16 protein-coding genes are annotated in these 19,908 nt (G+C 64.9%); 6 read left to right on the forward strand and 10 right to left on the reverse strand.

Annotation, left to right across the window (positions count from 1 at the left end; genetic code table 11):
* The 3 genes from istB to CHB77_RS16120 all read left to right on the forward strand — a co-directional run.
* The coding region (gene istB, locus CHB77_RS16110; protein WP_089389209.1) for an IS21-like element helper ATPase IstB at positions 1-552 on the forward strand (552 nt) is incomplete at its 5' end.
* Positions 553-765: 213 nt separating this feature from the next.
* Positions 766-1,386, forward strand: a complete 621-nt coding sequence (locus CHB77_RS16115) for a cation efflux transmembrane domain-containing protein (protein WP_089389210.1) — start codon at positions 766-768, stop codon at positions 1,384-1,386.
* An 11-nt stretch (positions 1,387-1,397) separates the two neighbouring features.
* Positions 1,398-2,330 carry a cation diffusion facilitator family transporter gene (locus CHB77_RS16120; protein ID WP_089389211.1) on the forward strand — a complete coding sequence of 311 codons (933 nt, stop codon included), beginning with the start codon at positions 1,398-1,400 and terminating at the stop codon, positions 2,328-2,330.
* Positions 2,331-2,492: 162 nt separating this feature from the next.
* On the opposite strand, the gene CHB77_RS16125 is transcribed toward CHB77_RS16120, so the two are convergent.
* Entirely contained in the window at positions 2,493-3,902 is a 1,410-nt protein-coding gene (locus CHB77_RS16125; protein ID WP_089389212.1) for a class II 3-deoxy-7-phosphoheptulonate synthase, read from the reverse strand.
* Between the two features lie 132 nt (positions 3,903-4,034).
* Between CHB77_RS16125 and CHB77_RS16130 the strand changes: the two genes are divergently transcribed.
* Positions 4,035-5,012 carry a GlxA family transcriptional regulator gene (locus CHB77_RS16130; RefSeq protein WP_089389213.1) on the forward strand — a complete coding sequence of 326 codons (978 nt, stop codon included), beginning with the start codon at positions 4,035-4,037 and terminating at the stop codon, positions 5,010-5,012.
* A gap of 48 nt (positions 5,013-5,060) precedes the next feature.
* Here the strand turns inward: CHB77_RS16130 and CHB77_RS16135 are convergent, their stop codons facing one another.
* The 6 genes from CHB77_RS16135 to CHB77_RS16160 form a co-directional block, all read right to left on the reverse strand.
* The gene (locus CHB77_RS16135; protein ID WP_089389214.1) at positions 5,061-5,510 is read right to left on the reverse strand and encodes a F0F1 ATP synthase subunit epsilon; all 450 of its coding nucleotides are present in this window, start codon (positions 5,508-5,510) and stop codon (positions 5,061-5,063) included.
* Between the two features lie 9 nt (positions 5,511-5,519).
* Positions 5,520-6,944 carry a F0F1 ATP synthase subunit beta gene (atpD, locus tag CHB77_RS16140; protein ID WP_089389215.1) on the reverse strand — a complete coding sequence of 475 codons (1,425 nt, stop codon included), beginning with the start codon at positions 6,942-6,944 and terminating at the stop codon, positions 5,520-5,522.
* Positions 6,945-6,961: 17 nt separating this feature from the next.
* Positions 6,962-7,840 (reverse strand): F0F1 ATP synthase subunit gamma, encoded by an 879-nt coding sequence (locus tag CHB77_RS16145; RefSeq protein WP_089389216.1) that lies wholly within the window; start codon positions 7,838-7,840, stop codon positions 6,962-6,964.
* 12 nt (positions 7,841-7,852) lie between these two features.
* Positions 7,853-9,388, reverse strand: a complete 1,536-nt coding sequence (atpA, locus tag CHB77_RS16150) for a F0F1 ATP synthase subunit alpha (protein WP_089389217.1) — start codon at positions 9,386-9,388, stop codon at positions 7,853-7,855.
* Complete coding sequence (locus CHB77_RS16155) at positions 9,388-9,948, reverse strand: F0F1 ATP synthase subunit delta (RefSeq protein ID WP_176430362.1); 561 nt, start codon at positions 9,946-9,948, stop codon at positions 9,388-9,390. Before CHB77_RS16155 ends, atpA begins: the two co-directional genes overlap by 1 nt.
* Positions 9,949-10,435: 487 nt before the next feature.
* Positions 10,436-11,257 carry a class I SAM-dependent methyltransferase gene (locus CHB77_RS16160; RefSeq protein WP_089389219.1) on the reverse strand — a complete coding sequence of 274 codons (822 nt, stop codon included), beginning with the start codon at positions 11,255-11,257 and terminating at the stop codon, positions 10,436-10,438.
* Between the two features lie 59 nt (positions 11,258-11,316).
* Between CHB77_RS16160 and gloB the strand changes: the two genes are divergently transcribed.
* Positions 11,317-12,063, forward strand: a complete 747-nt coding sequence (gene gloB, locus CHB77_RS16165) for a hydroxyacylglutathione hydrolase (protein WP_089389220.1) — start codon at positions 11,317-11,319, stop codon at positions 12,061-12,063.
* A gap of 206 nt (positions 12,064-12,269) precedes the next feature.
* Entirely contained in the window at positions 12,270-14,591 is a 2,322-nt protein-coding gene (clpA, locus tag CHB77_RS16170; protein ID WP_089389221.1) for an ATP-dependent Clp protease ATP-binding subunit ClpA, read from the forward strand.
* Positions 14,592-14,704: 113 nt separating this feature from the next.
* Here clpA and CHB77_RS16175 read toward each other — a convergent pair whose 3' ends face one another.
* From CHB77_RS16175 to mfd, 3 genes are read right to left on the reverse strand one after another with little or no spacing between them, the layout of a single operon-like run.
* The gene (locus CHB77_RS16175) at positions 14,705-15,307 is read right to left on the reverse strand and encodes an aminotransferase class IV (RefSeq protein WP_242626684.1); all 603 of its coding nucleotides are present in this window, start codon (positions 15,305-15,307) and stop codon (positions 14,705-14,707) included.
* A gap of 2 nt (positions 15,308-15,309) precedes the next feature.
* On the reverse strand, positions 15,310-16,434 hold the full coding sequence (locus CHB77_RS16180) for an aminodeoxychorismate synthase component I (protein WP_242626683.1): 1,125 nt from the start codon (positions 16,432-16,434) through the stop codon (positions 15,310-15,312).
* Positions 16,431-19,889 (reverse strand): transcription-repair coupling factor, encoded by a 3,459-nt coding sequence (mfd, locus tag CHB77_RS16185; RefSeq protein ID WP_089389222.1) that lies wholly within the window; start codon positions 19,887-19,889, stop codon positions 16,431-16,433. The genes CHB77_RS16180 and mfd overlap by 4 nt, the downstream gene beginning before the upstream one ends.
* Positions 19,890-19,908 lie beyond the last annotated feature (19 nt).

The following is a 19,908-nucleotide window of genomic DNA, read 5'->3' on the forward strand; positions in this document are numbered from 1 at the left end:
GCCAGCGAGATCAACGAAGCCACAGTCCGGCAACTCCACCGCTGCGAGTTCATGGACGGGGCCCAGAACATCGTCCTGATCGGCGGCCCGGGCACGGGGAAGACCCACATCGCAACCGCCCTCGGCGTCCAGGCCATCGAGCACCACCGCCGCAAGGTCCGCTTCTTCTCCACCATTGAACTGGTCAACGCCCTCGAACAGGAGAAGGCCAAGGGCAAGGCCGGGCAGATCGCCGAAAGCCTGACCCGCCTCGATCTCGTGATCCTCGATGAGCTGGGATACCTGCCCTTCAGCGCCTCGGGCGGGGCGCTGCTCTTCCATCTGCTGAGCAAGCTCTATGAGCGGACCAGCGTCATCATCACCACCAACCTCAGCTTCAGCGAATGGGCCACAGTGTTCGGCGATGCCAAGATGACCACCGCATTGCTCGACCGGCTCACCCATCGCTGCCACATCCTGGAGACCGGAAACGACAGCTTCCGCTTCAAAGCCAGTTCAGCCGCCGCAGCGCGCCAAAAGAAGGAGAACAATCACGCCTTGACCTCTGAATGACCCAAAAACCATAATCAAAGGTGGGTCAGTTCTCGATGGAAAACCTGGGTCACTTCTGGGTGGAAATTAACAGACTAGAGGAACTAGAACTGCCTCTCGGCCGATTCTTGGGCAGCAAGCTGCCTCTTTTCTGGCGGGGATCGAGTGGCTTGCGCATGCAGGGCAAATGAGGCCGCCTTGATCCGACGGCCAGCACGAACGGAGGCGAACCTGATGACCAAAGAACTGCCAAAGGATCCGGATGAACGTCAGCGCCGTACGCTCTGGACGGTTCTGCTGCTGAATGCGGCCATCGCCATCGGCTTTTTTGCGACAGGTGCATTGGGCGACTCCAGTGCGCTGATCGCCAACGGTCTGGACAACACCTCCGACAGCTTCGTGTACGCCATCAGCCTTTTCGCCCTGTCTCGTTCGGACAAATGGAAGCGTGCGGCCGCTAACGTGTCGGGGGGGCTGCTGCTGATCTTCGCGGCCGGTATCCTGATTGATGCCGTCCGCCGTTTCTACACCGGTTCCGAACCACTCGGCCCGCTCATGATCTCCATGGCGCTCATTGCCGCGGTCGTTAATGGCATCTGCATCTGGCTCCTTGGTCGGCTCGAGGATCCCGACGTGAACGTCCGAGCGGCTAACACATTTAGTCTCAATGACTTCATTTCGAACGGCGGGATTCTCGTCGCAGGCGGTCTGGTCTGGTTGCTGGGCAGCAATTGGCCCGATCTGGTGGTCGGTATCGCGGTCGCCGGCGTCGCCGCCTGGGGCGGTATCGAAATCCTGCGCGACGCGCATGGCGAGCACCACAAGGCGGTCCATCAAGATGACGGCAAGACTTAAGCGAGAACACGATGTCTCACGACCATGGCCACGCACATATCGACCCCAAGTCCGGCGACCGACGGGTTTCCATTGCGATCTGGGCGAACGCGCTTTTGACGGTCGCCCAGATCGTCGGTGGCATCCTGTCCGGCAGCCTCGCCCTGATCGCCGATGCGCTGCACAACTTCTCCGACATGGCGTCCCTCGTGATCGCCTTCGCTGCGCGCAAGATCGCGCGGCGGCCCGCTGACGAGAGGATGACCTTCGGTTACGGCCGCATCGAAATCGTCGCCGCTCTGATCAACTACACCACGCTGATCCTCGTTGGCTTCTATCTCATCTACGAGGGCGGCATGCGGATGATCGACCCGCCCCAGGTCGCTGGCTGGACTGTGGTCATCCTCGGCGGTGTCGCGCTGGTGGTGGACACGCTGACGGCGCTGCTCACCTATTCGATGCAGAAGGGCAGCGTGAACATCCGTGCCCTTTTCCTGCACAACCTGTCGGACGCCCTGGCATCGGTCGCCGTGATCGTGGGTGGCGCGCTGATCATCCTTTACGACATGCGGTGGGTCGATCCGGCGATCACCATCGGCATCGCGCTCTATATCCTCTACTTGGCTTTGACCGAGATCGGTGGGCCGATCCGGACCCTGATGCTCGGCAGCCCGCCGGACATCGACAACGACGCGGTTGTCGCCGCGATGCGTGGCATCGACGGGGTGGCTGACATCCACCACGCCCATTTCTGGCAGATGGAAGAGCATGCTGCTGCGCTCGACACACATGTGGTGGTCGAGGTGAATGCATGGGATCGCCTCGAGGACATCAAGCACGCGATAAAGCGGGCGCTTGAGAGCGAATTTGGCATCACGCACTCGACGCTCGAGTTCGAGCGACAAGATCGGGCCCACCAGAATGCTAGCCTCTATGGACATGGAGGAAAGGAGGATGCGGACTGATGCGAGCTGCAGTGTGGTAACGATCCCAAGATCGCTATAACGGAAACAATGACTTAGGGTGGAGAAGGTTGCATATCAGACCCATCACCTCCGCCACGATCCTGCACAAGCCCAAACCGAAAAGCCGCCGTATTCATCGGCGGCTTTGGCTCTTTGCGATTTCTACCCCGCCAATGCGCTTGCGTGTTTTGGCCTTGCGGCTTCGCGGCGGTTGCGCAGTTCCTCGGCCACCAGGAACGCCAGTTCCAGCGACTGGCTGGCGTTCAGGCGCGGGTCGCAGGCGGTGTGATAGCGGTCCGACAGATCCTCGTCGGTGACGGCGCGGACGCCGCCCGTGCATTCGGTCACGTCCTTGCCGGTCATCTCGAAATGCACGCCGCCGGGGATCGTGCCCTCGGCCTTGTGGACGGCGAAGAATTCGCACACCTCGCGCAGGATCGAATCGAAGGCCCGCGTCTTGTAGCCGGTCGAGGACTTGATGACGTTGCCATGCATCGGATCGCAGGACCAGACGACATTCGCCCCCTCGGCCTGAACGCACCGGATCAGGCGCGGCAGGTGATCGCCGACCTTGCCCGCGCCGAACCGGGCGATCAGGGTTAGCCTGCCCGGTTCATTGTCTGGGTTCAGTTTTTCCATCAGTACCTTGAGGTCGTCCGCCGTGGTGGTCGGGCCGCATTTCAGGCCGATCGGGTTCTGAACGCCGCGGCAGAATTCCACATGCGCGCCGTCGGGCTGGCGCGTGCGGTCGCCGATCCAGATCATGTGACCCGATCCGGCCACCGGCAGGCCGGTCGTACTGTCGATGCGGGCCAAGGCCTCCTCGTATTCCAGCAGCAGTGCCTCGTGGCTGGTGTAGAAATCAACCTTGGACAGCTGGTGCGCGGTGTCGGAATTCACGCCCGCCGCCTGCATGAAGGCCATCGCGTCGCCGATGCGGTTCGCGATGTCGCGATACTTGGCAGCCTCGGGACCGCCCACGAAATCGGCGATCCAGCTTTGCACGCGATGCATGTCCGCAAAGCCGCCGGTGGAAAACGCGCGCAGCAGGTTCAGCGAGGCCGCCGCCTGGGTATAGGCCGCCAGCATCCGCTGCGGATCGGGGATCCGTGCTTCGGGGGTAAAATCGAAGCCGTTGATGATGTCGCCGCGATAGCTGGGCAGTTCGACCCCGTTCATCACCTCGGTCGGGGCGCTGCGGGGCTTGGCGAACTGGCCCGCCATGCGGCCGACCTTGATGACCGGCATCTGCGCGCCCCAGGTCAGCACCACGGCCATCTGCAACAGCACCTTGAAGGTATCGCGGATGTTGTCGGCGCTGAATTCGGCGAAACTCTCGGCGCAGTCTCCGCCTTGCAGCAGGAACGCGCGCCCTTGGGCGGCCTGGGCCAGTTCCGCCCTGAGGCGGCGCGCCTCTCCGGCAAAGACCAGGGGCGGATAGCGGCGCAACTGCTCCTCGGCCGCCTGGAGGGCCGTCGGATCGGTATAGTCCGGCATCTGGACGCGAGGATAGGCGCGCCAGCCGGCCTTGTCCCAGGTTTGGGTGGCGGTCTTGCGGTTCTCCTGCGTCATGGCGCGCTCCTTGGAAGAATGGTCGTGCCGATATAAACGGGAACGGCGCAAAGGGAAAGCGGCCCGCACAGCTTCTTGCGGCAGCGTCCAATCCCTGATGATGTGGCGCGATTACGCGCAGAGACCGCCCTCATGCCATCCGACAAACCGCGCCGTTTCACGTTCCTTCTGTTGGATCGTTTCACCATGCTGCCCTTTACTGCCGCGATCGAGCCGCTGCGCTTGGCCAACCGGGCTGCGGGCAAGGCCCTTTACAGCTGGCGGCTGGTCGGACCGGGCAAGGATCACGCCACCTGTTCGAACGGGACGCGTGTGGTTCTGGACGGTTCGCTGGATGGCGAAGGCCTGCCGGAACGCGATGACGTCATCATCGTCTGCGGCGGCACCGATATCGCGCGTGCGGCGACGCGTCCGGTCCTGAACTGGCTGCGCAAGCAGGCGCGGGGCGGGCCGACGATGGGCGCGGTCTGCACCGGCGCCTGGATCCTGGCCGAGGCCGGGCTGCTGGACGGGCGCAAGTCTACGATTCATTGGGAAAACCACGACGGTTTCGCGGAAGCCTTTCCCGAGGTCGATCTGTATCGGTCGGTCTTTGTCAACGACGGCAACCGGCTGACGGCGGCGGGCGGAACCAGCTCCATCGATCTGATGCTGCACCTGATCGCCGAGGCGCATGGCGACGCCCTGGCGACCGAGGTGGCCGACCAGATGCTGCACACCGCGATCCGCACCGACCAGGACCGCCAGCGGCTGTCGATCCCCACGCGGATCGGCGTGCGCCATCCGCGCCTGGCCGCGGTCATCGCCCGGATGGAAGCCAATCTGGAAGAACCGATCAGCCCTGCCCGCCTGGCGGCTGACGCGGGCATGTCCACCCGCCAGCTGGAACGGCTGTTCCGCCGTTACCTGAACCGCAGCCCGAAACGGTATTACATGGAAACCCGGCTGGCCCGTGCCCGGAACCTGTTGATGCAGACGGAACTGTCGATCATCGAGGTTGCCTTGGCCTCGGGTTTTTCCAGCCCGTCGCATTTTTCCAAATGCTATCGCGCCCAATACGGCAGCACGCCCTATCGGGAACGCGGCACCGGGGCGACCCTTTCGGCATGAAGAACCCGGCGCGGTGGTGCCGCGCCGGGTTTCCTGAATCGCATCCGATCAGCTTGGAACGGTGGACTGGTTCGGATCCAGGCCGATATGGGTGCCCATGGCCTCCATGTCGGCCAGCAGCTTGACGGCGGCGGTCACGACATCCTCGCCCGCCGTGTCGCGGCGGGATTCGGCGGCACGGCGGCCGCGATGCGCCTCGGCCATCATCTCGTTAAAGATGTCCTGCGTCATTTCGGATCGCGCATGACCCCGTTCGGCCAGCAGGCTGACCGACGTTCCGCTGATTTCGGCGAAACCGCCGGTCACGGCGAATTCGGTCGCCGCCCCGTCGGCGCCGATCACCGTGACCAGGCCGGGCCGCAGCGTGACGATGGTGGGCGCGTGGCCGGGCATGGCGGTCAGGTCGCCGTCCGTGCCGGGCAGGCGCACCTCGCGCACCGGGACGGACACAAGGCTCCGTTCCGGGGACACGAGGTCGAACTGCATGGTGTCGGCCATGTTTCCTCCTTACGCGGCTTCGGCCGCAAGACGCTGGGCTTTCGCCTTTACGTCCTCGATGTCGCCGACCATGTAGAAGGCCGATTCCGGCAGGTGGTCGTATTCACCGGCCACGACCGCCTTGAAAGACGCGATGGTCTTTTCCAGCGGCACCTGAACGCCGTCGGACCCGGTGAAGACCTTGGCCACGTCAAAGGGCTGCGACAGGAACCGCTGGATCTTTCGGGCGCGGGCCACGGTCAGCTTGTCCTCCTCGGACAGTTCGTCCATGCCCAGGATGGCGATGATGTCTTGCAACGACTTGTATTTCTGCAAGATGCCCTGCACGTCGCGGGCCACCTGGTAATGTTCCTCGCCGACGACGGCGGGGTCCAGGATGCGCGAGTTCGAATCGAGCGGGTCCACGGCCGGGTAGATGCCCAGTTCCGAAATCGCGCGCGACAGAACGGTGGTGGCGTCCAGGTGGGCAAAGGTCGTGGCGGGCGCCGGGTCGGTCAGGTCGTCGGCCGGAACATAAACGGCCTGGATCGAGGTGATCGAGCCGTTCTTGGTCGAGGTGATGCGTTCCTGCATCGCGCCCATGTCGGTGGCCAGCGTCGGCTGGTATCCCACGGCGGACGGGATGCGGCCCAGCAAGGCCGACACTTCCGAACCGGCCTGCGTAAAGCGGAAGATGTTGTCCACGAAGAACAGAACGTCGGTGCCGGTGGCGTCGCGGAACTGTTCGGCCACGGTCAGGCCGGTCAGGGCCACACGCATCCGCGCCCCCGGAGGCTCGTTCATCTGGCCATAGACTAGGGCCACCTGGCTTTCGGCCAGGTTGTCCGGCTTGATGACGCCCGATTCCACCATCTCGTGATACAGGTCGTTGCCTTCGCGGGTCCGTTCGCCCACGCCCGCGAACACGGAATAACCCGAATGCACCTTGGCGATGTTGTTGATGAGTTCCATAATCAGAACCGTCTTGCCGACGCCCGCGCCGCCGAACAGGCCGATCTTGCCGCCCTTGGAATAGGGCGCCAGCAGGTCGATGACCTTGATGCCCGTCACCAGGATTTCCGAACTGGTCGCCTGCGCCGCGAATTCCGGCGCCGGCTGGTGGATGGCGCGGCGTTCGGTCACGTTGATCGGCGCGCCCTCGTCGACCGGCTCGCCCACCACGTTCAGGATGCGTCCCAGCGTGACGTCGCCCACCGGCACCATGATCGGGCCGCCGGTGTCGGACACCGGCTCGCCACGGACCAGACCTTCGGTCGCGTCCATCGCGATGGTGCGGACCGTGTTTTCGCCAAGATGCTGGGCGACTTCCAGGATCAGCTTCTTGCCGTTGTTGTGGGTTTCCAGCGCGTTCAGGATCGCCGGAAGATGATTGTCGAACTGCACGTCAACGACGGCGCCGATCACCTGCGTGATTTTACCAGTGGCCTCTGCCATGTCTCTACCCCTACGTGTCAGAGCGCCTCGGCGCCCGCAATGATTTCGATCAGCTCGGTGGTGATCGCCGCCTGACGCGAACGGTTGTATTGCGTCGTCAGCCGATCGATCATGTCGCCCGCGTTGCGCGTGGCATTGTCCATGGCCGTCATCCGCGCCCCCTGTTCGGAGGCCGCATTTTCCAGAAGCGCCGCGAAAATCTGCGTCGCGACCGAACGCGGCAGAAGGTCGCCCAGAATGGCGTCCTCGCCGGGCTCATAGTCATACAGCGCCGACGCCCCGCCCGTCGCATCGCCTTCGGGCATTTCGGCCGGAATGATCTGGCGCGCGGTCGGCACCTGGCTGATGACCGATTCAAAACGGTTATAGAACAGCGTCGCCACGTCGAAATCGCCGGATTCGAAGCGGTTCAGCACGTCCTGGGCAATCGCGCGGGCGTTGTCATAGCCCACCCGCTTGACCTCGGACATGTCGACATGGCTGACGAACAGGCTGCCGTATTCACGCTTCAGCTGTTCGCGGCCCTTCTTGCCGACGGTCAGAATGGCGACCTCCTTGCCTTCGCCCCGCAGCCGGTCGGCATGTTGCCGGGCCAGCTTGACGATGGTGCTGTTGAAGCCGCCCGCCAGGCCGCGCTCCGACGTCATCACGACAAGCAGATGCTTGCGATCGGCCCCCGTCCCGGCCAGCAGGCGCGGCGCCGAGGACGAACCGGCCGCGTTCGCGGTCAGCCCGGCCATCACTGCCGCCATCCGGTCGGCATAGGGACGCGCGGCTTCTGCCGCCTCTTGCGCGCGGCGCAGTTTGGCGGCGGCGACCATCTGCATCGCCTTGGTGATCTTCCGCGTGTTCTTGACGCTTCCGATCCGGTTCTTGAGATCCTTGAGACTGGGCATCTACTCCCCCTCTCAGGCGCGGGTCTTGTTGTACGAATCCAGAGCCGCCTTGATCGCCTCCTCCAGATCGCCCCCGACCTTGCGGTCGTTGCGGGTCATGTCATCCAGCAGATCGGATTTCTGGTTGCGCAGGAACTGGATCAGCCCGTCTTCCCAGGCCACGACGTCGCGCACCGGCACGTTGTCGATATATCCCTTGGTGCCGGCATAGATCACGATCACGATTTCCGCGTTCGTCAGCGGGCGATACTGCGGCTGCTTCATCAGTTCGGTCAGGCGCGAACCACGGTTCAGCAGGCGCTGCGTCGCTGCGTCCAGATCGGACCCGAACTGCGCGAAAGCCGCCATCTCGCGGTACTGGGCCAGTTCCAGCTTGACCGGACCGGCGACGGATTTCATCGCCTTGGTCTGGGCGGCCGATCCAACGCGGCTGACCGACAGACCGGTGTTCACGGCGGGGCGGATGCCCTGGAAGAACAGTTCGGTTTCCAGGAAGATCTGGCCGTCGGTGATCGAGATCACGTTCGTCGGGATATAGGCCGACACGTCGCCCGCCTGCGTCTCGATGATCGGCAGCGCGGTCAGCGACCCTGCGCCATTGGCCTCGTTCAGCTTGGCCGAACGCTCCAGCAGGCGCGAATGCAGATAGAACACGTCGCCCGGATAGGCTTCGCGTCCGGGCGGGCGGCGCAGCAGCAGGGACATCTGGCGATAGGCCACGGCCTGCTTGGACAGGTCGTCATAGATGATGAGCGCGTCCATGCCGTTGTCGCGGAAGTATTCGCCGATGGCCGTGCCCGAATAGGGCGCCAGGAACTGCATCGGCGCAGGGTCCGACGCGGTTGCGGCCACCACGGTGGTATAGGCCATGGCGCCGGTTTCTTCCAGCTTCTTGACCAGCTGGGCCACGGTCGAACGCTTCTGCCCCACGGCGACGTAAACGCAATGCAGCGTCTTCATCCCGTCGGCCTCGCGGCCGTTATAGTTCAACTGGTTCAGGATCGTGTCCAGCGCGATGGCGGTCTTGCCGGTCTGGCGGTCGCCGATAATCAGTTCGCGCTGGCCGCGGCCCACGGGAATCATGGCGTCCACGGCCTTGAGACCGGTCGCCATCGGTTCATGCACCGACTTGCGCGGCATGATGCCCGGCGCCTTGACGTCGGCGATGCGGCGTTCGGTCGCTTCGATCGGGCCCTTGCCGTCGATGGGATTGCCCAGGCCGTCCACGACGCGGCCCAGAAGGCCCTTTCCGACCGGCACGTCCACGATGGACCGCGTGCGCTTGACGGTGTCGCCTTCCTTGATGTCGCGGTCGTCGCCAAAGATCACGATCCCGACGTTGTCGGTTTCCAGGTTCAGCACCATGCCCCGGACGCCGCCCGGAAATTCGACCATCTCGCCGGCCTGCACCTTGTCCAGCCCATAGACGCGGGCGATGCCGTCACCGACGGACAGCACCTGGCCAACCTCGGCCACCTCGGCCTCCTGGCCGAAATTCCTGATCTGATCCTTGAGGATGGCCGAAATCTCGGCTGCCTGGATTCCCATTATCCGACCTCTTTCATAGCATTCTGGAGGGAGGCGAGCTTCGAGCGGACCGACGAATCGATCATCTGCGAGCCCAGCTTGACAATCATGCCGCCGATAAGAGAGTCATCGACGCGCGTGTTCAGTTTGACGTTCTTGCCCGATTTCTGCGCCAGCGTGTCGCGCAGCCGCGCCTGCTGCTCGTCGGTCAGCGCGACCGCGCTTGTCACGTCGGCCGTGACCTCGCCGCGCTCGTCGGCGATCAGCGCCTGCAACTGGCGCACCAGTTGCGGCAGCACGAACAGGCGGCGGTTGCGGGCCATCAGTTGCAGCGTGTTGGCCAGCACCGTCGAAAAGCCCATCTTGCGCGCCAGGGCGGCGATGGCACGGGCCTGATCGTCGCGGGTATAAAGGGGCGAACTGATAAGGCTGCGCAGATCGGCGCTGTCCGACAGCGCCGCACCCAGATCGTCGGTCTGGCGGGCCAGGTCGTCCAGACCCCCGTCGTCCCTGACGATATCGAAGACGGCCTGCGCATAGCGTCCGGCGATGCTCTGGGACATGGAAACAGAGTTGGCCACGGTCATCCTTTACGGTTTGCGCAAACCCCGCTGGCGGGCCGGGGTTGAGCCGGTCTGTCGCGGGGTGCGGGTCGCAGTCGAACGGCGTTTGGAGGGCCGTCCGCAAATCTGCGGCGTCTCTAGCAGGTGAGAACGGGTCGGGCAACCGGCTAGAACGCGGAAATGAGACGGATTGCACGGTTCGGATCGCAAGACGGGCGCGCCGGGAATGGAAAGCGCGTCCAATCGTCCGAAACCCCGTGCCAAGCAGCCCGCAGCGGGCTGCCGCCGTCGCGGGAACAGGGTCAAAGACGCAATCTGCGGGCTGCGGAACAACCCGGCGTGAAAGGCCGGTCTTGCGACGGGCACCCCACGCCGGGCGTCACTGGCAACAGGACGGTACGGGCATCCCGCTTCGCGAGGTCGGGCTGGCGAAACGGACGGACTTTTTACAGCAGGCTACCTGTTACAAGCCTTGCTATAGGGGATTTCGCTGCGCTGCGGCAGTTCACCTTATGGACAGGTCGGACCTGATTCTGTCACGACGCGCCCTGTCCTGCGCAACCTGACGGCCCAACGGCGCCCGCGCCGGTCGCGGCCCGACCACGCCGTCCAGAATGTCCAGCGGGCTTGGGACGTGGACCCGGATTTCGGGGCCGAGGGGCGCGCGGACCTGCTTGGACAACTCGATCAGAACGACGCCCGCGATCAGAACCCGGCTGATCCGCGTGCCGGTTCGTTCCCACATCTGCGCGCTGCCCAACCAGAACCGGCGGTCCGAGGGCGGGATATAGACGGCCGAACCGTGCCATTCCGGCACAAAGCCCGCGCGGCGGGCCTGCGTCTCGATCTGGCCGGTGGTATAGCTGCGGCCCAGGCCAAAGGGCGTCCGGTCGGACGCGGCCCACAGGCCCGCGCGGTTCGGCACCATGACCATCACCCGCCCGCCCGGCCCCAGCACGCGCCACACTTCGGCCAGAAGGGCTGCCGGATCGTCGCTGGTCTCAAGCCCGTGCAGGATCACCAGCCGATCCACGCTGCCGGTTTCCAGCGGCCAGCCGGTTTCGTCGCATAACACGCTATGGTTGGCCATCCCGGCGGGCCAGGCCATCACCCCCTGCGGCCCCGGCATCAGCGCCGTCACCCGCCGCGCCGTTTCCAGATAAGGCCGCAGCATCGGCGCCGCAAAGCCGAACCCCGCCACGGTCATGCCCGTGCAGCCCTCCGGCCGCCAGCGCGTCACCAGCCGGTCGCGCAGGATGCGTTGTACCACGCGCCCCAGCGCCCGCTGGTAATAGAACTGGCGAAGGTCGGCGATATCGTGGTGCATTGCGCCCCGGTCCGGCTTTTGTCAAGGTTCGACCACATCACACGCAAGGGGATTTGCCAATGCCGCTGGAACTGGTCACGCTGCGCTGTCTTCAGGACAACTATGCCTATCTGCTGCATGGCGACAAAGGCACCGCGCTGATCGACGCCCCGGAATCCGCACCGGTCCTGCGTGAACTGAAAGACCGCGGCTGGACCCTGTCGTCGATCCTTCTGACCCATCACCACGGCGATCACGTCGATGGCGTGGCCGACATCGTGCGCGCCACCGGCGCCATGGTGATCGGCGCGGCGGCGGACGCCCACCGCCTGCCGCCGCTGGATCTGCGCGTCACCCCCGGCGAACGGGTCGAGGTGCTGGGAGAGCCGGTCGCGATCATCGACGTGTCCGGCCATACCGTCGGCCATGTCGCCTTTCATTTCCCGCGATCCGGTCATGCCTTCACTGCCGACAGCCTGATGGCGCTCGGCTGCGGCCGCCTGTTCGAGGGCACGCCCGCGATGATGTGGGACAGCCTGTCGCGCCTGAATGCGTTGCCCGCCGACACCCTGATCTGCTCGGGCCATGATTACTGCGCGGGAAACGGCGCGTTCGCCTTGTCCGTGGACCCCGACAATGCTGCGCTGAAGGATCGGCTGCGGGCCGTTTCCCAAGGACAGCAGCCTTGCGCACCGGCAACCCTGGCGGTCGAACGCGCGACGAACCCGTTCCTGCGGGTCGCCGATCTGCGGGCATCCCTGGGCATGGAAGATGCCCCGGAAACAGAGGTGTTCGCCCGACTGCGCGGCATGAAGGATCGGTTCTGACGGCCAGGCGAAATCCGACCCGGCAGGCGGCCTGCTTGAAATTCGCACGGCTGCGCATCACATCTGCCTCAACCGTGGGAAATTCGTGGCATCCTCATGAGAAAGCTCTTGATGCCGGTCGAAATCCACCAAATCTTAAATCTATCGTGACAGTCTGGGCAGGTGGGTCCAAGCCCATACCGCCAGCCGACTGACAGGAGACGACCGTGCCAAGTTTCTCGACCTCTCTGGAACAGGCCATTCACCAGGCGCTTGCGCTGGCGAACGAACATCGACACGAGCTTGCGACGCTGGAACACCTGCTGCTGGCCCTGACCGAGGAACCTGATGCGGTCAAGGTCATGCGGGCCTGCAACGTGGATCTGGACGAGTTGCGCAAGCTGCTGGTCGATTTCATCGAGGATGACCTGTCCACCCTGATTACCGATGTGGAGGGATCCGAAGCCGTCCCGACCGCCGCCTTCCAGCGTGTGATCCAGCGCGCCGCGATCCACGTCCAAAGTTCCGGCCGGCAGGAGGTCACGGGCGCCAATGTCCTGGTCGCGATCTTTGCCGAACGCGAATCGAACGCTGCCTTCTTTCTGCAAGAAATGGACATGACCCGGTACGATGCGGTGAATTTCATCGCGCATGGCGTGGCCAAGAATCCGTCCTTCAACGAATCCCGCAAGGTGGTCGGCTCGGACGAGGCCGAACCCAAGCAGGCCGAGGCGGCCCCCGAGGCCAAGGACGAAACCGCACTTGGCAAATATTGCGTCGATCTGAACGCCAAGTCGAAAAAGGGCGACGTCGATCCCCTGATCGGACGCGAGGCCGAGGTCGAGCGCGCGATTCAGGTCCTGTGCCGGCGCCGCAAGAACAACCCGCTGCTGGTGGGCGATCCCGGCGTGGGCAAGACCGCCATCGCCGAGGGTCTGGCGCTCAAGATCACGCGCGGGGAAACCCCGGACGTGCTGGCGGGCGCCACGATCTTTTCGCTGGACATGGGCGCACTGCTGGCGGGCACCCGCTATCGCGGCGATTTCGAGGAACGGCTGAAAGCGGTTGTCAAGGAACTGGAAAACCACCCCGACGCGATCCTGTTCATCGACGAGATCCACACCGTCATCGGCGCGGGCGCGACTTCGGGCGGGGCCATGGACGCCTCGAACCTGCTGAAGCCCGCGCTTGCGGGCGGCAAGCTGCGCTGCATGGGGTCCACCACCTACAAGGAATACCGCCAGCACTTCGAAAAGGACCGCGCCCTGTCGCGCCGGTTCCAGAAGATCGACGTGAACGAGCCGACCGTGGCCGACACGATCAAGATCCTGATGGGGTTGAAACCCAGTTTCGAAAAGCACCACGACCTGCGCTATACCAACGAGGCGATCAAGTCTGCGGTGGAACTGGCCAGCCGGTACATCAACGACCGCAAGCTGCCCGACAGCGCCATCGACGTGATCGACGAGGCGGGGGCAGCGCAGCATCTGGTCAGCGAAAGCAAGCGCCGCAAGACGATTTCCCCCAAGGAGATCGAGGCCGTGGTGGCCAAGATCGCCCGCATCCCGCCCAAGAACGTCAGCAAGGACGATGCCGAGGTTCTGCGGGATCTGGAATCCACGCTGAAACGCGTAGTGTTCGGCCAGGACGCGGCGATCACCGCCCTGTCGTCGGCCATCAAGCTGGCGCGGGCGGGCCTGCGAGAGCCGGAAAAGCCCATCGGCAACTATCTGTTCGCCGGACCCACGGGCGTCGGCAAGACCGAGGTCGCCAAGCAGCTTGCCTCCAGCCTCGGGGTGGAACTGCTGCGTTTCGACATGTCGGAATATATGGAGAAACATGCGGTCAGCCGCCTGATCGGCGCGCCTCCGGGCTATGTGGGCTTTGACCAGGGCGGGATGCTGACCGACGGCGTGGACCAGCACCCGCATTGCGTGCTGCTGCTGGACGAGATCGAGAAGGCGCATCCGGATGTCTACAACATCCTGTTGCAGGTGATGGACCACGGCAAGCTGACCGACCACAACGGTCGCCAGGTCGATTTCCGCAACGTGATCCTTATCATGACCTCGAATGCCGGGGCATCCGACATGCAGAAGGCCGCGATCGGGTTCGGCCGCGACAAGCGCGAGGGCGAGGATACGGCCGCGATCGAGCGGACGTTCACCCCTGAATTCCGCAACCGCCTGGATGCGATCATCAGCTTTGCGGCGCTGTCGCGGGATGTCGTGGTCCATGTGGTCGAGAAGTTCGTGCTGCAACTGGAGGCGCAGCTGATGGACCGCAACGTTCATATCGAACTGACCCCCGAGGCCGCCGACTGGCTGGCCGAAAAGGGCTATGACGACAAGATGGGCGCCCGTCCCCTGGGCCGCGTGATCCAGGAGCACATCAAGAAGCCCTTGGCCGAGGAATTGCTGTTCGGCCGGCTGACCAAGGGCGGCGTGGTCCGCGTGAAGATCGAGGACGACAAGCCCGCCTTCGACATCACCGGTCCCGACGCCCCACGCATCGGCAAGGCCAAGACGCCGCTTTTGACGGCGGACTGATCGGCCGCACATGAACGCAACGGCCCCGCCCCGGATGACCGCGGCGGGGCCGTTTCATGTCGAAGATCAGCGCAGGTCGCCGCCTCGGCGACGCGACCCGAGGTTGCGGTGCGTCATCCGTCGGACACAAGCATCGCCGGGATCAGCCCGCGCAGGGCATTGCCCATGACAATCTGTCCTGTGGTCAGATCGTCGGGCCGCAGCAACGCTTCCTCGGCCTGGCCCGACTCCAGCAGGGACCGCCGCAGCACACCGGGCAGCAGGCCGCATTCCAGGGGAGGAGTGAGCAGGCGGTTCCCCCGGCGCAGGAACAGGCTGGTGATCGTTCCCTCGCACATCTCGCCGCGTTCGTTCAGCAGGATCGCCTCGTCAACGTTCCGGGGCAGGGACGACCGGACCCTGTCATAGACGGGGCGATACGAGGTCTTGATCCTCAGCCACGGATCCCTGCTGTCCAGTCGTTCGGCGGACAGGCAGACCCGCCATGCATCCGGGTTCGGCAGCAACGGCTGATGGGTCATCGCGATGCCCCCGCCGCCGTCGATGGCCAGCCTGACCCGCAGCATCCGTCCGCGCGGCAGACTATCCAACGCCCCCAACGCCTGCGACTCGTCAAGATGAAAGCCAAGCGCCGCGCAACCTGCACGAAGCCGGTCCAGATGCAGCGTCCATAAGGCGATGCGCCCATCCGCCCCGGCGCGCATGGTTTCGAACACCGCTATGTTGGCCGGGACACACCCAGGAAAGCCGCTTTGCATATCGCCTCCTCCCATTCCGATCCGGCGCGGCTGTCATGGGTGATGCCGCCGCCGACATTCAGCCGCAACCGGCAGGGCGCGATCATCACCGGGGTGCGGATCGCCACCGAAAAGCGCATCGGTCCCGCCGGGTCGATCCAGCCGATCGCGCCGCAATAGACGCCGCGCGGGGCCTGTTCCAGTTCGGCGATGATTTCCATAGCGCGGATCTTGGGCGCCCCGGTGATCGAACCGCAGGGGAACAGCGCGCGCAGGATATCGGCGAACCCTGCCCCCGGAGCCAGCTGCCCTTCCACGGTCGAGGTCATCTGATGAACGGTCGCATAATGTTCGACCTGAAACAGATGCGGCACACGAACCGTACCGGGTCGGCATATCCGTGATAGGTCGTTGCGCAGCAGATCGACGATCATCAGGTTCTCGGCGCGATCCTTGGCCGACACTGCCAGTTCCGCCGCCGCCCTTGCATCGCCGTCCGGGGTGGATCCGCGCGAGGCCGTTCCCTTCATCGGCCGCGTGGTGATCCGGCGCGCGTCATCGACCGCAAAGAACAGTTCCGGGCTGCGCGACAGGATCGGGGGTCCGCCCAGATCGACAAAAGCCCCCTCGCCCACCGGCTGACGCACGGCAAGGGCCGCATAAAGCGCAAGAGGGCCGCCCGCGCAGTCGGCCTCGGCCGGGAAGGTAAGGTTGATCTGATAGGTGTCGCCTGCCTCGATATAGCGATGGACCCGCGCAATGGCGCCGTCATACCGGTCCCGCTGCCACAACGGACGGACCGGCCCGATGACAGCCGCTGCCGGATCCGGCAGCGGAGGCGCGGGACTCGGGGCGTCGAACACCCCCATCAGGATCAGCGGCATGTCCCGGTCGTCGAGCGTCAGCCGGTGCAATCTGGACGTCAGGACATAGCCAAGCTCGTAGGAAAGATACCCCGCGACCCAATGACCTGCCGCCTGCGCCGCCGCAATCGCGGCAAGTGCGCCTGGAACCTGGAACGGATCATCGGCCCGGATCAGATCCAGCGGGCTGTCGAACTGCGTTCCGTCTTTGAACGGTCCACGGTCGAAGCGGATTAGCGTCACGTGGCGGCCTTGGCCTTGGCGGCCAGGTCGCGCGCGATGGCGAAGGCGCCCTTAATGCGGTCGGCGTCCGATTTCCAGTCGCGCGCCAGGAAGATCCTGTTGTCGGTGATCCTGGCCTGACCATGCTGTTCCGACAGGAATTCCACCAGCCCGGCGGGATTGGGGAATTTATCCAGGTGAAATTGCACCGTCGCGCCCTTGGGTCCGGCATCCAGGCGCGCGATATTGGCCCGCTTGGCCATCGCCTTGATGCGGATGACCAGCAACAGGGTGTTCACCTCGCGCGGCAGCGGGCCGAAGCGGTCGATCAGTTCGGCGGCAAACCCCTCCAGTTCGACCTTGGTGGTCAGCCCGGACAGGCGGCGGTAAAGACCCAGCCGCACGTCCAGATCGGGGATGAAACTTTCCGGGATCGTGACCGGCACGCCCAGGTTCAATTGCGGTGCCCAGTCATCCTCGGGCGTGCCCTCGATCTCGCCGGATTTCAGCTTGGCGATCGTCTCCTCCAGCATCTGCTGGTACAGTTCGAAGCCGACCTCCTTGATATGGCCCGACTGTTCCTCGCCCAGCAGGTTGCCGGCGCCGCGCAGGTCCAGATCCTGCGAGGCAAGGTTGAAGCCCGCGCCAAGCCCGTCGATGGATCCCAGGAACTTCAGCCGCCGCATGGCCTGCGGGGTCAGCGGCTGGCGCGGCTTGGTGGTCAGATAGCAATAGGCGCGGGTCTTGGACCGGCCCACCCTGCCCCGGATCTGATACAGCTGCGCCAGACCGAACATGTCCGCGCGCCAGACGATCATGGTGTTCGCGGTCGGAATATCCAGTCCCGATTCGACGATGGTCGTCGCCAGAAGCACGTCGTGGCTGCCGTCGTAAAAAGCGTTCATCCGCCCGTCCAGATCGCCCGCCGCCAATTGGCCATGGGCGACAAGATAGTTGATTTCGGGCATGTTCTCCTGCAACCAGTGTTCCACGTCTGGCAGGTCGGACAGGCGAGGGACCACGAAGAAGCTTTGCCCGCCGCGATATTTCTCGCGCAGCAGGGCCTCGCGGATGGTCACGCTGTCGAATTCGCTGACATAGGTGCGGATCGACAGGCGGTCCACGGGCGGCGTGCCGATCACCGACAGGTCGCGCACACCGGTCAGCGACAGTTGCAGCGTGCGGGGAATGGGCGTCGCCGTCAGGGTCAGGACGTGGATGTCGCTGCGCAGATCCTTGAGCCGTTCCTTGTGCGCGACGCCGAAATGCTGTTCCTCGTCGATGATGAGCAGGCCCACGTTCCTGAATCGGACCCCCTTGGCCAGAACGGCGTGGGTTCCCACCACGACATCCACGCTGCCGTCGGACAGGCCGGTCCGCGTCGCCGCCGCGTCCTTGGCGCCAACGAAGCGCGACAACGGGCGAACGACGATGGCCGTGCCGCGAAAGCGTTCGGCGAAGGTCCGAAAATGCTGCCGCGCCAGCAGCGTGGTCGGCGCCACGACCGCGACCTGCATCCCCTGTGACGCGGCGATGAAGGCCGCGCGCATCGCCACCTCGGTCTTGCCAAAGCCCACGTCGCCCACGATCAGCCGGTCCATGGGGCGGCCCGCGGCCAGATCCTCGGCCACGTCGTCGATGGCGGACAACTGGTCCTCGGTTTCGGTATAAGGAAAGCGGGCGGCAAAGGCCTGCCAGTCGTGATCCTCGGGTTCCAGCACGGGGGCGGGGCGCAACAGGCGTTCGGCGGCCACCCGCATCAGCTTGTCGGCGATCAGCTTGATGCGTTCTTTCAGCTTGGCCTTGCGGGCCTGCCAGGCCCCGCCGCCCAGCCGGTCCAGCAAGCCTTCCTCGTGCCCGTAACGCGACAGCAGCTCGATATTCTCGACCGGCAGATACAGGCGGTCGCCGCCCGCATATTCCAGGGCCACGCAATCGTGCGGCACGCCCATGGCCTTGATCGTTTCCAGCCCGGTGTAACGCCCGATGCCGTGTTCCACATGCACGACCAGATCGCCCGGCGTCAGGCTGGTCGTGTCGCGCAGGAAATTGTCGGCCTTGCGGCGTTTCTTTGCCCCCCGGATCAGCCGGTCGCCCAGAACGTCCTGTTCGGAAATCACCGCCAAACGACCCAACGCCTGCCCGTCGGCGACAAAGCCTTCGTCCAGCGGCCAGACCGCCAGACCCACGGCGCCAGCGTTGCCCGGCAGGTCGCGGACATCAGTGATGGGCTTGGCCCCGGCCATCCCTTCGTCGGCCAACAACCCTGCCAGCCGTTCCCGCGCCCCGTCCGAAAAGCTGGCGACGATGACCCGGTGATCCTTGGAAAGCGTCTTTACATGATCGGCCAGGGCCTTGAACAGGTTCACGCTTTCGGCCTGGCGTTCGGGCGCGAAATTGCGGCCCGCGCGCCCGCCCGCGTCCAGCACCCCCGGTCCCGGCGGCTGCGGCAGCACCGACAGGCGCAGAACCCGGTGACGGGCCAGCCAGTCGTTCCATTCCGCATCGGATGGAAACATCGCGTCCGGCGGCACGGGCTTGTAGACCGTATCGCTGCGGCCCTTGGCAGCCATCGCGGCCTTTCGCGCCTCGAACTGTTCGCGGATCATGCCGCGCCGGGCATCCACCACCTGACCGACATGATCGTCCAGAACCACCGAGGCGCGGGGAAGATAGTCGAACAGGCTTTCCATGCGGTCGTGAAACCAGGGCAGCCAATGCTCCATGCCCGCTGTCTTGCGCCCCGCGCTGACGCTTTCGTACAACGGGTCGCTGGTTCCCCCGCCGTATTCGGTGCGATAGTTCTGGCGGAACCGGGTGATCGCGTCGGAATCAAGAATGACCTCGGACATGGGCGCCAATTCGATCCGGGACAGCTTTTCCGTCGACCGCTGCGTTTCCACGTCGAATCGGCGGGCGCCGTCCAGCACGTCCCCGAACAGGTCCAGCCGCACCGGGCCGGATTCGCCAGGCGGAAAGATGTCGATGATACCGCCGCGCACGGCATAGTCGCCAGGTTCGGTCACAGTGGGCGATTGCGCAAATCCCATGCGGGCCAGGAAATCGCGCAAGGCGCCGTCGTCCATGCGGTCGCCCACGCGCGCCACGAAGCTGGCGCCGCGCAACGCATCGCGGCCGGGCACCCGTTGCAGCACCGCGTTCAGGGTCGTCAGCAGGACGAACGGCCCCTTGACCGCCCCCTGCGCCAGACCGGCCAGCGTCGCCATCCGCGCGGCCTGGATATCGGCCGAAGGGGACACCCGGTCATAGGGCGTCGTGTCCCAGGCGGGGAAATCCAGCACCGGAAGATCTGGCGCCAGGAACGCCAGGGCAGCACGCATCGCGGCCATCCGGCGGTCGTCGCGGGCGATGTGGATGACGGGCGCGCCTTGGTTTTCGGGCCGTCCGGCCTCGCGCGCGATCAGCGCGGCGTCATAGCCTTCGGGCGCGCCGGAAAGGATCAGGTGTTCGGCCATGGGGTTCAGGTAAAGCGCC

Origin of the sequence: Paracoccus sediminis (genome assembly GCF_900188295.1) — a bacterium.
GTDB classification, from domain to species: domain Bacteria; phylum Pseudomonadota; class Alphaproteobacteria; order Rhodobacterales; family Rhodobacteraceae; genus Paracoccus; species Paracoccus sediminis.